The sequence below is a fragment of the Streptomyces sp. NBC_01551 genome (assembly GCF_026339935.1).
GTDB lineage: Bacteria > Actinomycetota > Actinomycetes > Streptomycetales > Streptomycetaceae > Streptomyces.
The window spans coordinates 1904869-1918692 of the sequence record NZ_JAPEPX010000001.1 but is presented as its reverse complement, the minus strand read 5'-3'; the positions used below and the strand labels follow the sequence as shown (position 1 = coordinate 1918692).

Below are 13824 nucleotides of genomic sequence, written 5' to 3'. Positions count from 1 at the left end.
GCGCCCGTCAGCTCCGCGTGCCGCTCGCCCGGCGACGCAGGAGCCAGGTACCGCCGGCGGCGGCCGCGGCCAGGACGGCCGCTCCCGCCGCGATCTTGGCGGGGTCGGTGGTGGTGGTCGTCCCACCGCCCACCCCGGTCTTCACGTGGCCCTGTGGGCCGCGCTCGGTGACGACGAGGTCGCCGGTGGCGAACTTGCCGTTGGCGCAGGTCGCGCCGATTTCGTAGGAGCCGGGGCGGAGGTCGTGGGCGACCTGGAACTGCCCCACGACCACCTCCTTGTGCGTGCCCGGGACCAGCTTGAAGCGGCCGCCTCGCACGGTGGTCGCGTCGCCCTCGGCGTGGCTGCCGTTGCCGCAGGCGGTGGTGTTCACCGTGACGGTGGCGCCGGGGGCGGCGGACTTGGGCCAGACCTCCAGCGAGGCGAAGTCGCCGGGCGCGAAACCGTGCGAGCCGGGGAGACCGGGAAGGCCGGGTACGCCGAGTTCGGCCGCGGCGACCGCTCCGGCGACCGGGCCGGCGAAGGCGACGGCGGTCAGCGCGGAGGCGGTGAGCACGTGGGCGGTGCGTCGGCGCATGGCGGCTCCTGGGTGACGCGGGGTCGTGGTTCGAGATAAACCGGCGTACGGGGGGCGCGCCTGCTGAGGGTGTGTCAGATCCGGTGGCCGAGTCCGGCTGTATCCACATCGGCGCACGTCAGACGGCCTGGGGGGCCGTCCGGGTGGGGGGACACCGTCCGGGTGACTCCGTCTTGGCCGGGCGGGTACGGCTGCCCCCTGCCGGACGGTCCTGGGGCTTGACCCCGGCCCGGGCGTCCGGCGGGGACACTGGTGGTGTTCGCGGGTGTGAGAAGGAGGGGCCATGGCATCGGGGATTTTTTCCGTTCTGACCACCGTCGATCCGGCGGAGGTGGCGGCCGGATGAGCGGTGAGCTGCCGTTCTTCGTCTACGGCACCCTGCGCCCCGGCGAGGTCAACCACGACCTGTTCCTCAAGGGCCGCACCGCCGCGGAGGAGCCCGCCCGGCTGCCCGACGCGCTGCTCTACGACGGCCCCGGTTACCCGTACGCCGTCCACCACCCGGGGTCGCAGATCGTGGGCGAGCTGGTCACCGCGGCGCCCGGCGCCTACGGGAGGCTGCTGGCCGAGCTGGACCGGCTGGAGGAGTACCACGGGCCCGGCCGACCGCTGAACGTCTACGACCGGGTCCGGAGGGAGGCGATCCGCCCGGACGGGACCAGCATCCCCGCCTGGGTCTACCTGGCGGCTCCGCTGCTGGCCCGCCGGCTGCGCGAGTCGGGCACCGAGATACCGGGTGGCGACTGGTTCGGGCGCTAGCTCAGAGGCCCTCGGCGCCGCGGTTGCGCAGGCGCTGGCCGTACTGCTGGAGGACCCACAGCTCCTCCTGGACCGCGGCCAGCTGCTCCGCCGGGGCGTGCGGGCCCAGCCGGGACAGCGTCCCCTGGATCTCGTGCACCCGGCGGTCCACCGCGCGCAGGCGGACCTGCACCAGCTGGACCCCCGCGTAGATCTCGTCCACCGTCTTCGCGTGGATGGCCTCGACCGCCAGCTCCGTCACCAGCGCCCGGACGGTGTCGTTCGGGGCGGCCTCGCGCACCCGGGCCAGGTAGTCGTCGCTGCCCTGTGCCGCGCCGCCCGCGTCGAGGATGGCCTGGCGCACCGCCGCGTAGGGCGGCGCGGTGAACTCGTCCATCCCGTACGCGTCGAAGGCCGGGGAGACCAGGGCCGGCCGCTGCAACGCCAGCTTCAGCAGCTCGCGCTCGGTGCGGTGGGCCGGGCTGCGCAGGTTCAGCGCGGGACCGCCGGCGGGGGCGGCGGGTGCCGGGGCGGCGCTCTCGTACGCGGAGGGGCGGCCCCGCGACGACGACGGCTGCGGCTGGTTGCCCCGCTCGCGCGCCCAGCGCGCCAGCTGCGCGACCCGCTTGACGACGAACTGCTCGTCGCGGATGCCCAGCATCCCCGCCAGCTGGACCGCCGACTCGTGCTGGATCGCGATGTTCTTGATGTTGGCGACGACGGGCGCGGCCTCGTCCAGCGCGGCCGCCCGGCCCGCCGGGTTCTCCAGGTTGTGCCGCGACACGATGTGCCGCAGGGCGAACTCGAACAGCGGCGTGCGGGCCTCCACCAGGCCGGACACGGCCGCGTCGCCCTGCGCGAGGCGCAGGTCGCAGGGGTCCATCCCGCCGGGGGCGATGGTGATCGAGGTCTCGGCGGCGAACTTCTGGTCGTCCTCGAACGCCCGCAGGGCCGCCTTCTGCCCGGCCGCGTCACCGTCGAAGGTGAAGATCACCTCGGCGGTCGCGTTGTCCATCAGCAGACGCCGCAGGATCTTGATGTGGTCCCCGCCGAACGCCGTGCCGCAGGTCGCGATCGCGGTGGTGACCCCGGCCATGTGGCAGGCCATGACGTCGGTGTAGCCCTCGACGACCACGGCCCGGGAGGTCTTGGCGATCTCCTTCTTGGCCAGGTCGATGCCGTAGAGCACCTGGGACTTCTTGTAGATCGCCGTCTCCGGCGTGTTCAGGTACTTGGGGCCGTTGTCGTCGTCGCGCAGCTTGCGCGCGCCGAAGCCCACCACCTCGCCGCTGATGTCGCGGATCGGCCACATCAGCCGGCCGCGGAAGCGGTCGATCGGCTTCCCGCTGCGGCTGTCCTGGGCCAGACCGGAGGTGATCAGCTCCTTGTCGCTGAACCCCTTGCCGCGCAGGAAGCGCGTCAGGTGGTCCCAGCCGGCCGGGCTGTACCCGACGCTGAAGTGCGCGGCCGCGGCCTGGTCGAAGCCGCGCTCCGCCAGGAACTTGCGGCCGATCTCGGCCTCGGGGCCGCCCAGCTGGTCCACGTAGAACTGGGCCGCGGCCTTGTGCGCCTCGACGAGGCGGATGCGCTCGCCGCGGCCGCTGGTGCCGGCGGTGTAGCCGCCCTCCTCGTACCGCAGGGTGATGCCGGCCTGCCCGGCCAGCCGCTCGACCGCCTCCGAGAACGAGAGGTGGTCGATCTTCATGATGAAGTCGAGGGTGTCCCCGCCCGCCTGGCAGCCGAAGCAGTGGTACAGGCCCTTGCTCGGGCTGACCTGGAAGGACGGGGACTTCTCGTCGTGGAAGGGGCAGAGGCCCTTGAGGTTGCCGCCGCCCGCATTGCGCAGTTGGAGGTAGTCGGAGACCACGGCGTCGATCGGGACCGCGTCCCGTACCGCCTTCACGTCGTCGTCGTTGATCCGTCCTGCCACCCGTGAAGTCTACGGCCGGGCGCCGGCAAACCCGTCAGGCCCCCTCCGCCTCCAGGAGCGAGGTCAACGCAACGCTCGGGTCCGCCAGCGCCTCGCGGTTGACCGGCGTCTTGGACCGGATCAGGGCCTGGATCGGATCCGTGACGTCCCACACATTCACGTTCATCCCGGCCAGCACCCGCCCCTGCGACAGCCAGAACGCGATGAACTCCCGCTTGGCCACGTCCCCGCGGATCAGCACCTGGTCGTAGCCCCCCGCAGGCGCGTACCCCGAGTACTCCAGGCCCACGTCGTACTGGTCCGAGAAGAAGTACGGCACCCGGTCGTACGACACCTCCTGCCCCAGCATCGCCCGCGCCGCGGCCGGGCCGCCGTTGAGCGCGTTCGCCCAGTGCTCCACCCGCAGCCGGGTCCCGAGCACCGGGTGGTGGGCGGCGGCCACGTCCCCGACCGCGAAGACGTCCGGGTCGGAGGTGCGCAGCGAGGCGTCCACCGCGATCCCGCCGCCGTGCTCCCGGTCCACCAGGGCCAGCCCGGAGGTCTCGGCGAGCGCCGTGCGCGGCGCGGCCCCGATCGCCGCGAGCACCGCGTGCGCCGGGTGTTCCTCCCCGTCGTCCGTACGGGCCGCCAGCACCATGCCGTCCTGCCCGACGATCTCCGTCAGCCGGGCCCCGAAGGCGAAGCGGACCCCGTGCTCCGCGTGCAGGTCCGCGAAGAGCCGGCCGATCTCCGGACCGAGCACCGCGTGCAGCGGCGTGGGCTCCGGCTCGACGACCGTGACCTCCGCCCCGTACCCGCGCGCCGCGGCGGCGACCTCCAGGCCGATCCACCCCGCGCCCGCGATCAGCAGGTGGCCGTTGTCCCGGCCGAGCCGCGACAGCGCGTTGCGCAGCCGCTCGGCGTGCGCCAGCCGGCGCAGGTGGTATACGCCCGCCAGGCCCGTGCCGGGAATGTCCAGGCGCCGCGGCTCGGCCCCGGTGGCCAGCAGCAGCTTGTCGTAGTGCAGCGCGGTGCCGTCGCCGAGGACGACCTTCTTCTCGTCCCGGACCAGGTGGACCGCCGGCTGGCCGAGGTGCAGCTCGATGTCGGAGCGCGCGTACCAGGACGCCTCGTGCACGAAGACGCTCTCGCGCTCCTCCTTGCCCGCCAGGTAGCCCTTGGAGAGCGGGGGCCGCTCGTAGGGATGGTCGCGCTCGTCCCCGATCAGGATCACCCGGCCCGTGAAGCCTTCGGACCGCAGCGTCTCCGCCGCTTTCGCCCCGGCGAGCCCCGCGCCGACGATGACAAACGTCCGGTGTGCGTCGACCACCTGATGCCTCCTCATAACCTCACCGTCACATGCGACCACATGCGAGCGTCCCGCACTGAGCCTGCCGCGTGAAGGGGCCGTGGCCCGATCAGCTCACCCTTCGGCGCGTCGCGTGCGCCGCGTGAGGCGGTCGTGCAGGGAGCGCGCCGCCGCGTCGGTCAGCGAGGCGATCTGGTCGATGACCGCGCGTTTGCGGGCCTTGTCGTCCGGCGCCGCGTCGAAGATCGCCCGGAACTGCGGGTCCAGCCCCTCCGGTGCGCGGGCGCTGAGCGCCTCGGCGAGTTCGGCCAGGACGATGCGCTGGTCGGCGCGGATCCGCTCCTGCTCGTCGCGCTGCATCACGTACAGGTCGGCGACCGCCTTCAGCACCGCGCACTCGTTGCGCGCCGCCCGCGGAACGACCAGCTCCGCCGCGTACCGGGTGAGCCGACCCGAACCGTACGCCTCGCGCGTCGCCCCCTCGGCGGCGAGGCAGAACCGGCCGATGAGCTGGCTGGTGGCGTCCTTGAGCCGGGCCTGGGCGACGGCCGAACCGTCGTACCCGTGCGGCCACCACTCCTCCTCCATCAGCCGGTCCAGGGCCTCGCGGAGCTCCTCAGGCTCGGTGTCGGCCGGGACGTACCGGCCGATCGCGACCCGCCAGATCGCGGCCCGCTCGGGCTCGGAGAAGAGCAGGTTGGGGTCGAGGTGCCCCGCGTGCAGACCGTCCTCGAAGTCGTGGACGGAGTACGCCACGTCGTCCGCCCAGTCCATCACCTGGGCCTCGAAGCACTTGCGGTCCGCGGGCGCGCCCCGGCGCAGCCACTCGAAGACCGGCAGGTCGTCGTCGTACGCGCCGAACTTGACCGAGCCGGGGTCCGTGGGGTGGCCGCCGCGCGCCCACGGGTACTTGGTCGCGGCGTCCAGCGAGGCCCGGGTCAGGTTCAGGCCGACGCTCATCAGCTCGCCGGTGACCGGATCGGGCATGAACCGCTTGGGTTCCAGCCGGGTCAGCAGCCGCAGCGACTGGGCGTTGCCCTCGAAGCCGCCGCAGTCCTTGGCGAACTCGTTGAGCGCCTCCTCGCCGTTGTGGCCGAAGGGCGGGTGGCCCATGTCGTGCGAGAGGCAGGCCGCCTCGACGAGATCGGGGTCGCAGCCGAGCGCCGCCCCGAGCTCACGGCCGACCTGGGCGCACTCCAGCGAGTGCGTCAGGCGCGTGCGCGGGCTGGCGTCCCAGTCGTAGGAGCGGGTGCCGGGCGTGACGACCTGGGTCTTGCCCGCGAGGCGGCGCAGCGCGCCGGAGTGCAGCACCCGGGCGCGGTCGCGCTGGAAGGCGGTGCGGCCCGGGCGTTTGTCGGGCTCGGCGCACCAGCGCTCGGTGTCCGACGGACCGTACGCGTCCGCGGGGCTTTCGGGGCCATCGGGTCGGTGGGGTGCGGGGGATCCTTGCAAGCCTTCCATGCTCAGACGTTAACCGCAGGGACCGACAATCGGAGCAATCCGAACCGGCGGCGTCCTCACGCGGTGGCCAGTTCCCGCCGTTCCTCTTGTACGAAGGCCGCCCGGGCGGCCTCATAGCGTTGCAAGACCAGCCGGGCGAGCGCCGGATGGGCCCCGAGCGGCGCGGCCGCGGGACCGGGCGCGGCGGCCGCGCACTCGGTGGCGAACCGCCCCGGCGCGGCGAAGTACGAGGCCACGGCCACCCGGTGGTGGCCCCGCGCCGCCAGCGCCCGTACCGCGTCGGGCACGCGCGGGCCGGCCCCGGAGGCGTAGGCCGCCACCACCGCGATCCCGCCGAGCCGCTCCGACAGCAGGGCGGCGGTGCGCCGGGTGTCGGCGGCGGAGTCCGGGTCGCGGGACCCGGCCGCGGCCAGCACCACGGCGGCCCCCGGTGTCCACCCGGCCTCCAGCAGCCGGTCGTACAGGGCCTCCACGAGCAGCGGATGCGGACCCAGCGGGGCGGCGATCCGGATCCGCAGGTGCGCGGCCCGGGCGGCGCCGGCGGGCAGGTCCCGCTTGACGTGGTGGCCGCGCCCGAGCAGCAGCGGCACAAGCACCGCCGACCCGGAGACCTCCCGGAGGGTGTCGCCGAGCAGCGGCCGGTTCAGCTCGATGTGGCCGAGCCGGACATCGAGGCGGGGCCGGAGCTCCCGGACGCGTTCGAGGAGGGCTTCGACGGCGTGCGGCGCGCGCGGGTCCCGGCTTCCGTGGGCCACGGCGACGAGGGTGGGCTGCATGGGAGGACTCCGGGGGGCCGGTCCCCCGTCCTGTGCCGAGGGCGCAGGCCGCTGAGCTGCGTGCCGAGCTGGGCGGTGATCCGGCCCAGCAGCTCCGCGGTGGTGGCGGGGGTAAGGGGGAGGGTCAAGGACTCGGGAGGGTGCACCGGCTCCGTCATGAACCGATCCTGGGGGTCCGAGGTTGCCGGGGCGTTGCGCCGGGGTGACGGGTCTTTTCCACCTGCTCACAGGGGGCACGGCGGCCCTCGGGGGGTTCCCGGGCGGCGCCGGCCCGGGCCGCGGGTGAAACCGCGCGCTCCTCCAGGGCGTCCTGACCAGCGGATCACCGGCCACGACGGCCGTCACGGCCAACGGAACCGAGGGGGAACCCGAACATGCGCGGAGCGCGCCTGACCCAGATCGCGCGCGGGGCGCGGAAGCTGCTGCCGCGCACCGTACGGGCCCGGCGGCGGGCCGTGCGGGCGGTGATGGCCGGGTGCGTGCTGGCGCTGCTGCCGTCCGCGTGGACGCACGCGGTCGCCGCCGACCGGCTGCGGACCACCGCTGACGCCCCGGCGGCCGGGGTGGCCGTGGTGTTCGGGGCCGGCCTGTGGAACGGGCGCCCCACCCCCTACCTGGCCCACCGCCTCGACGCCGCCGCCGAGCTGTACCGCGCCGGCAAGGTCAAGGTCGTCCTGGTGACCGGGGACAACAGCCGCACCGAGTACGACGAGCCCGACGCGATGCGGACGTACCTGACCGCCCACGGGGTGCCGGGGGAGCGGATCGTCAGCGACTTCGCCGGCTTCGACACCTGGGACTCCTGCGTGCGCGCCAAGGAGATCTTCGGCGTGCACCGGGCGGTGCTGATCAGCCAGGGCTTCCACATCCGCCGGGCCGTCGCGCTGTGCCAGGCGGCGGGCGTGGACTCGTACGGGGTCGGGGTGGACGCCGTGCACGACGCGACCTGGTACTACGGCGGCACGCGCGAGGTCTTCGCCGCCGGAAAGGCGGCGCTGGACGCGGCGTTCAAGCCGCAGCCGCGGTTCCTGGGACCCAAGGAGGAAGGGGTGTCGCGGGCCCTGGCCGCTCTGGCAGACTGACGCCGCTGTCGGCGTATGCCGATTAGTCATATTCGTCTGTCGGCGCGTCAGGGGTGGGGAAACCGTGGCCGGAGTGGATCTGAGCGGCAAGGCCGTCGTCATCACGGGCGGGGCCCGGGGGCTGGGCGCGGCGGCCGCGCGGGCCGTGGTGGACGGCGGCGGCCGGGTGCTGATCACCGACGTGCTGGAGGCGGAGGGCGCCGAGACGGCGGCGGAGCTGGGCGGCGCGGCGCGCTTCCTGCGGCACGACGTGACGAGCGAGTCCGACTGGCGGGCCGCCCTCGACTACGCGGTGGCCGAGTTCGGCCGCCTCGACGGCCTGGTCAACAACGCGGGCATCCCCACCGGCCAGTTGCTGGAACACGAGAGCGTCGAGCACTTCCGCCGGGTCGTCGAGATCAACCTGGTCGGCACCTTCATCGGCGTCAAGACCGCGATCCCGCTGCTGCGCGCGGGCGGTGGCGGCTCCATCGTCAACATCTCCTCCGCCGCTGGCCTGACCGGGCTCGCGCTCACCGCCGGGTACGGCGCCTCCAAGTGGGGCGTGCGCGGACTGTCGAAGATCGGCGCCGTCGAACTCGCCGACGACGGGATCCGCGTCAACTCGGTGCACCCGGGCATGACGCTCACCCCGATGACCGCCCCGATCGGCATCCAGGCCGGCGAGGGCGGCTTCCCCGGCGCCCCGCTCGGCCGCGTCGGCGTCCCGCGGGAGATCGCGGCCGCCGTCGCGTTCCTCCTCTCCGACGCCGCCGCGTACGTGACGGGCGCCGAACTCGCGGTGGACGGCGGCTGGACGGCCGGCCTGACGGCGCGGAACCTCACGGGCCGGTAGCCCCGCCGGGCCGCCCGGGGAGCGGCGGAAGTCCGGTCGGACATGCGTCCGGTAGGCGTCGGGGCTCCCGGCGGGGGGTAACCATCCGGTCACGCACCGGACTCAGAAAGTGCTCGCACGCCCCTCGTGGCGGCGATGTGTCGTACCCCACACTGAGGTGCGGTGCTTGAGTCCTCGGAGCCCTGGAGGTCGCCCCCGTGCAGACCCAGACCCTGACCGTGAACCTGAGCCGGCCCGTCCACGACGCCGACGTCGCCGAGGCCGAAGAGCCCGAGGCCGAGGCCGTGGAAGACGAACCCGAGCCCCTGGAGCTGATCGAGCAGGTGCCGGAGCAGCGCAAGCGCGCCGCCGACAGCGGGAGCGGATCGGGTCCCTCCGCCGACCTCTTCCGGCAGTACCTGCGCGAGATAGGCAGGATCCCGCTGCTCACGGCGGCGGAGGAGGTCGAGCTCGCGCGGCGCGTCGAAGCCGGGCTGTTCGCCGAGGAGAAGCTCGCCGGCCACACCGATCTTGATTTGCAGCTCACACTTGACCTGGACAAGCTCGTCGTCATGGGCCGGATGGCCAAACGCCGCCTCATCGAGTCGAACCTGCGGCTCGTGGTCTCCGTCGCCAAACGCTACGTCGGCCGCGGCCTCACCATGCTCGACCTGGTCCAGGAGGGAAACCTCGGACTGATCCGGGCCGTTGAGAAATTCGACTACGCCCGCGGCTACAAGTTCTCCACATACGCCACCTGGTGGATCCGCCAGGCCATGTCCCGGGCCCTCGCCGACCAGGCCCGGACCATACGCGTGCCCGTACACGTCGTCGAGCTCATCAACCGCGTCGTCCGCGTACAGCGCCGCATGCTCCAGGAGCGCGGGTACGAGCCCACCGCCGAAGAGGTCGCCGCCCACCTGGAACTGACCCCCGAGCGGGTCTTGGAGGTGCTGCGCCTCGCCCAGGAGCCGGTCTCGCTGCACGCACCCGTCGGCGAGGAGGACGACGTCGCCCTCGGCGACCTCATCGAGGACGGCGACGCCGCCTCGCCCGTGGAGTCCGCCGCGTTCTTCCTGCTGCGCGAACACCTCGAAGCCGTGCTGTCCACGCTCGGCGAGCGGGAGCGCAAGGTCGTCCAGCTCCGCTACGGACTCGCCGACGGCCGCCCGCGCACCCTGGAGGAGATCGGGCGGATCTTCGGCGTCACCCGCGAGCGCATCCGGCAGATCGAGTCCAAGACCCTCAACAAGCTGCGCGACCACGCCTTCGCCGACCAGCTCCGCGGCTACCTGGACTGACGGCCGCCGCCCGCGCAGACGCGTAAGGGGTGCCCCCTTACGAGGGCACCCCCGGTCCGCACCCGATCCGCGGCCCGCACCGGTCCGCGCGGGCCGGCCTAGTCGACCTCGGCCACCGCCTGCGCGAACTGCGCCGTGTACAGGCGCGCGTAGGCGCCGTTCGCGGCCAGCAGTTCCTCGTGCGTGCCCTGCTCCACGATCGTGCCGTTCTCCATCACCAGGATCACGTCCGCGTCGCGGATCGTGGACAGCCGGTGCGCGATCACGAACGACGTCCGGCCGTGCGCGAGACGCGCCATCGCCTTCTGGATCAGCACCTCGGTACGGGTGTCCACCGAGCTCGTCGCCTCGTCGAGCACCAGGATCACCGGGTCCGACAGGAACGCCCGGGCGATGGTGATCAGCTGCTTCTCGCCGGCACTGACACCCGCGCCCTCGTCGTCCAGCACGGTGTCGTAGCCGTCCGGCAGGGTACGGATGAACCGGTCGGCGTGGGCCGCCCGCGCGGCCTCCTCGATCTGCGCGCGCGTCACCTCGCGCGGAGCGCCGTAGGCGATGTTCTCCGCGATGGTGCCGCCGAACAGCCAGGTGTCCTGGAGCACCATGCCGATGACCTCGCGCAGCTCCTCGCGCCGCATCTTCGCGATGTCCGTGCCGTCGAGGGCGATCCGGCCGCCGGTGACCTCGTAGAACCGCATCAGCAGGTTCACGAGCGTGGTCTTGCCGGCGCCCGTCGGGCCCACGATCGCGACCGTGTGACCCGGGTCGACCGTCAGCGACAGGTTCTCGATGAGCGGCTTGTCCGGCTCGTAGCGGAAGGCGACCTTGTCGAAGGTGACCTGCCCGCGCAGGTCCTGCGGACGCTCCGGCACCACCGCGTCCGGCTCCTGCTCCGCGGCGTCGAGCAGCTCGTACACCCGCTCCGCCGAGGCGACGCCCGACTGGACCAGGTTCGCCATCGACGCGACCTGCGTCAGCGGCATCGAGAACTGGCGCGAGTACTGGATGAACGCCTGCACGTCACCGATCGACAGGGTGCCCGAGGCCACCCGCAGACCGCCGACCACCGCGATCAACACGTAGTTGATGTTCGAGATGAACAGCATGACCGGCTGCATGATCCCGCTGACCAGCTGCGCCTTGAACGAGGCCCGGTACAGCTCCTCGTTCTGCTCGGCGAAGACCGCCGCGGACTCCTTCTGCCGGCCGAATACCTTGACCAGGTTGTGGCCCGAGTACATCTCCTCGATGTGCGCGTTCAGCGTGCCGGTGGTCTTCCACTGCGCCACGAACTGCGGCTGCGACTTCTTGCCGATCTTCGCCGCGACGACCACCGACACCGGCACCGTCACCAGCGCGACCAGCGCCAGCAGCGGCGAGATCCAGAACATCATCGCCAGCACGCCGACGATCGTCAGCAGCGAGTTCAGCAGCTGACCCATCGTCTGCTGGAGGGTCTGCCCGATGTTGTCGATGTCGTTCGTCGCCCGGCTCAGCACCTCGCCGCGCTTTTGACTGTCGAAGTACGACAGCGGCAGCCGCGACAGCTTCGCCTGGAGCTCCTCGCGCATCCGGTACACGGTGCCGTTCATGACGTGGTTCGACAGCCGCGTCGCGACCAGCATCAGCAGACCGGCCAGCGTGAAGACCACCAGCGCCCAGAGGGACACGACGCCGACGGCGCCGAAGTCGATGCCCTCGCCCGGCGTGAAGTCGGTGCCGGACAGCATGTCCGCCATCCCGCCGTGGCCGTCCGCGCGCAGCTTGTCCAGCGCCTGCTGCTTGGTGACGCCGGCCGGCATCTGGCGGCCGACGATCCCCGCGAACACCAGGTCGGTCGCCCGGCCGAGGATCTTCGGCCCGACCACCGCGCAGCCGACGCTGCCTATGACGGCGACGACCATGCCCCACAGCTTGGCCCGGTCCTGCGCGAGCTGCCCCAGCAGCCGTTTGCCCGAGCCCTTGAAGTCCAGGGACCGCTCGCCCGGCCCCATCATCATCCGTCCTCCGGGCCCGCTCATGCGGCCTCCGCCTCCGTCAGCTGGGAGAGCACGATCTCCCGGTAGGTCTCATTGCCGGCCATCAGCTCGTGGTGGCGTCCCTCACCCACGACCTGGCCCTCGTCCAGCACGATGATCCGGTCGGCGTCGCGGATCGTCGAGACCCGCTGCGCGACGATGACCACCGTCGCGTCCTCGGTCTCGCGGGCCAGCGCCGCGCGCAGCGCCGCGTCCGTCGCGTAGTCCAGGGCCGAGAAGGAGTCGTCGAAGAGGTAGATCTCCGGGCGCTGCACGAGCGTGCGGGCGATCGCCAGCCGCTGGCGCTGGCCGCCGGAGACGTTGGTTCCGCCCTGTGTGACGGGGGCGTCGAGGCCGCCCTCCAGCTCGGACACGAAGTCCTTCGCCTGCGCCACCTCCAGGGCCTGCCACAGCTCCTCGTCGGTGGCGTCCGGGCGCCCGTAACGCAGGTTGGACGCGACGGTTCCGGAGAACAGGTACGGCTTCTGCGGGACCATGCCGACCGTCTTGGCCAGCAGCTCCGGATCCAGGCGGCGTACGTCCTCCCCGTCGACCAGCACGTCACCGCCGGTGGCGTCGAACAGCCGGGGCACCAGGCCCAGCAGCGTGGACTTGCCGCTTCCGGTGGAGCCGATCACCGCCGTGGTCTCGCCGGGGCGGGCCACCAGGTCCACCCCGCGCAACACCGGCGCCTCGGCGCCCGGGTAGCGGAAGTCGGCGCCGCGCAGCTCCAGCAGGCCGCGCCGCAGCAGCTTGCGTACCGGGTCGGTGGGCGGGACCACGCTGGACTCGGTGTCCAGGACCTCCTGGATGCGCTCGGCGCAGACCTCGGCGCGCGGCACCATCATGAACATGAACGTGGCCATCATCACGGCCATCACGATCTGCATCAGGTACGCGAGGAAGGCCGTCAGCTGGCCGATCTCCATGTCGCCGCTGTCGACGCGCATCGCACCGAACCAGATGACGGCGACGCTGGAGATGTTCACGACCACGATGACGGTGGGGAACATCAGCGCCAGCAGCTTGCCCGCGGCCAGCGAGACGCCCGTCAGGTCGGCGTTCGCCTCCCGGAACCGTTCCTTCTCGTACTCGTCGCGGACGAAGGCGCGGATCACCCGGTTGCCGGTGATCTGCTCGCGCAGCACCCGGTTCACGGTGTCCAGACGCTCCTGCATCTGCCGGAACAGCGGCCGCGTCCGGAAGACGATCGCGCCGACCGAGACGCCGAGCACGGGCACGACGGCCAGCAGCACGCCCGACAGCTGCACGTCGAGCGAGAGCGCCATGGCGATGCCGCCGACGCACATGATCGGCGCGGACACCATCAGGGTGAAGGTCATCAGGACCAGCATCTGGACCTGCTGCACGTCGTTCGTCGTACGGGTGATCAGCGACGGGGCGCCGAACTGCCCCAGCTCCCGGGCGGAGAAGCTCTGCACCCGGTCGAAGACGGCGGCGCGGATGTCCCGGCCGACGGCCGCCGCCGTGCGGGCGCCGTAGTACACGGCGCCGATGTTGCACCCGAGCTGGACGAGCGAGACGCCGAGCATCAGGGCGCCGAAGCGCAGGATGTAGCCGGTGTCACCGTTGACGACACCCTTGTCGATGATGTCCGCGTTCAGCGTCGGGAGGTAGAGGGTCGCACTGGTCTGCAGCAGCTGGAGCAGGACCAGGAGAGCGATCGGTTTCCGGTACGGACCCAGATGGGTCCGCAGAAGTCGTATGAGCACGCGCAGGCTCCGGTCGGCAAGATCGAGGGGGTTCACTCCATCTTGAGCCACCGCCCGGCCGGAACCCCACCGGTTTTCGCAAAGGCCGGTCAAAAGGAGTAGGGGC

The 13824-nt window shown here is 72.4% G+C and carries 11 protein-coding genes; 4 read left to right on the top strand and 7 right to left on the bottom strand.

Going from position 1 to position 13824, the window contains the following annotated elements; all coding sequences use genetic code 11:
* Nucleotides 1–7 precede the first annotated feature (7 nt).
* On the bottom strand, nt 8–577 hold the full coding sequence (locus OG982_RS08630) for a hypothetical protein (RefSeq protein ID WP_266788186.1): 570 nt from the start codon (nt 575–577) through the stop codon (nt 8–10).
* 342 nt (nt 578–919) lie between these two features.
* Here OG982_RS08630 and OG982_RS08625 point away from each other — a divergent pair, with 342 nt between their 5' ends.
* Nucleotides 920–1336: a gamma-glutamylcyclotransferase family protein gene (locus OG982_RS08625; protein ID WP_266788187.1), complete on the top strand. Its 417-nt coding sequence runs from the start codon at nt 920–922 to the stop codon at nt 1334–1336.
* A gap of 1 nt (nt 1337) precedes the next feature.
* Here the strand turns inward: OG982_RS08625 and dnaG are convergent, their stop codons facing one another.
* The 4 genes from dnaG to OG982_RS08605 form a co-directional block, all read right to left on the bottom strand.
* Nucleotides 1338–3245, bottom strand: coding sequence for a DNA primase (gene dnaG, locus OG982_RS08620; RefSeq protein WP_266788188.1), 1908 nt, complete (start codon nt 3243–3245; stop codon nt 1338–1340).
* A gap of 34 nt (nt 3246–3279) precedes the next feature.
* Nucleotides 3280–4554, bottom strand: a complete 1275-nt coding sequence (locus tag OG982_RS08615) for an NAD(P)/FAD-dependent oxidoreductase (protein ID WP_266788189.1) — start codon at nt 4552–4554, stop codon at nt 3280–3282.
* A 93-nt stretch (nt 4555–4647) separates the two neighbouring features.
* A complete protein-coding gene (locus tag OG982_RS08610; protein WP_266788190.1) occupies nt 4648–5994 on the bottom strand; it encodes a deoxyguanosinetriphosphate triphosphohydrolase in 1347 nt (448 codons plus the stop codon).
* A 56-nt stretch (nt 5995–6050) separates the two neighbouring features.
* Nucleotides 6051–6770 carry a sirohydrochlorin chelatase gene (locus OG982_RS08605; protein ID WP_266788191.1) on the bottom strand — a complete coding sequence of 240 codons (720 nt, stop codon included), beginning with the start codon at nt 6768–6770 and terminating at the stop codon, nt 6051–6053.
* 374 nt (nt 6771–7144) lie between these two features.
* Here OG982_RS08605 and OG982_RS08600 point away from each other — a divergent pair, with 374 nt between their 5' ends.
* The 3 genes from OG982_RS08600 to OG982_RS08590 all read left to right on the top strand — a co-directional run bounded on the left by OG982_RS08600 (nt 7145) and on the right by OG982_RS08590 (nt 9967).
* The gene (locus tag OG982_RS08600) at nt 7145–7852 is read left to right on the top strand and encodes a vancomycin high temperature exclusion protein (protein WP_266788192.1); all 708 of its coding nucleotides are present in this window, start codon (nt 7145–7147) and stop codon (nt 7850–7852) included.
* Nucleotides 7853–7916: 64 nt separating this feature from the next.
* Nucleotides 7917–8687, top strand: a complete 771-nt coding sequence (locus OG982_RS08595) for a glucose 1-dehydrogenase (protein WP_266788193.1) — start codon at nt 7917–7919, stop codon at nt 8685–8687.
* Nucleotides 8688–8884: 197 nt separating this feature from the next.
* Nucleotides 8885–9967: an RNA polymerase sigma factor gene (locus OG982_RS08590; protein WP_266788194.1), complete on the top strand. Its 1083-nt coding sequence runs from the start codon at nt 8885–8887 to the stop codon at nt 9965–9967.
* Between the two features lie 98 nt (nt 9968–10065).
* On the opposite strand, the gene OG982_RS08585 is transcribed toward OG982_RS08590, so the two are convergent.
* Both OG982_RS08585 and OG982_RS08580 read right to left on the bottom strand, forming a co-directional pair.
* Nucleotides 10066–11988 (bottom strand): ABC transporter ATP-binding protein, encoded by a 1923-nt coding sequence (locus OG982_RS08585; RefSeq protein ID WP_266788195.1) that lies wholly within the window; start codon nt 11986–11988, stop codon nt 10066–10068.
* Nucleotides 11985–13718, bottom strand: a complete 1734-nt coding sequence (locus OG982_RS08580) for an ABC transporter ATP-binding protein (protein ID WP_266788196.1) — start codon at nt 13716–13718, stop codon at nt 11985–11987. The genes OG982_RS08585 and OG982_RS08580 overlap by 4 nt, the downstream gene beginning before the upstream one ends.
* Between the last annotated feature and the right edge of the window lie 106 nt (nt 13719–13824).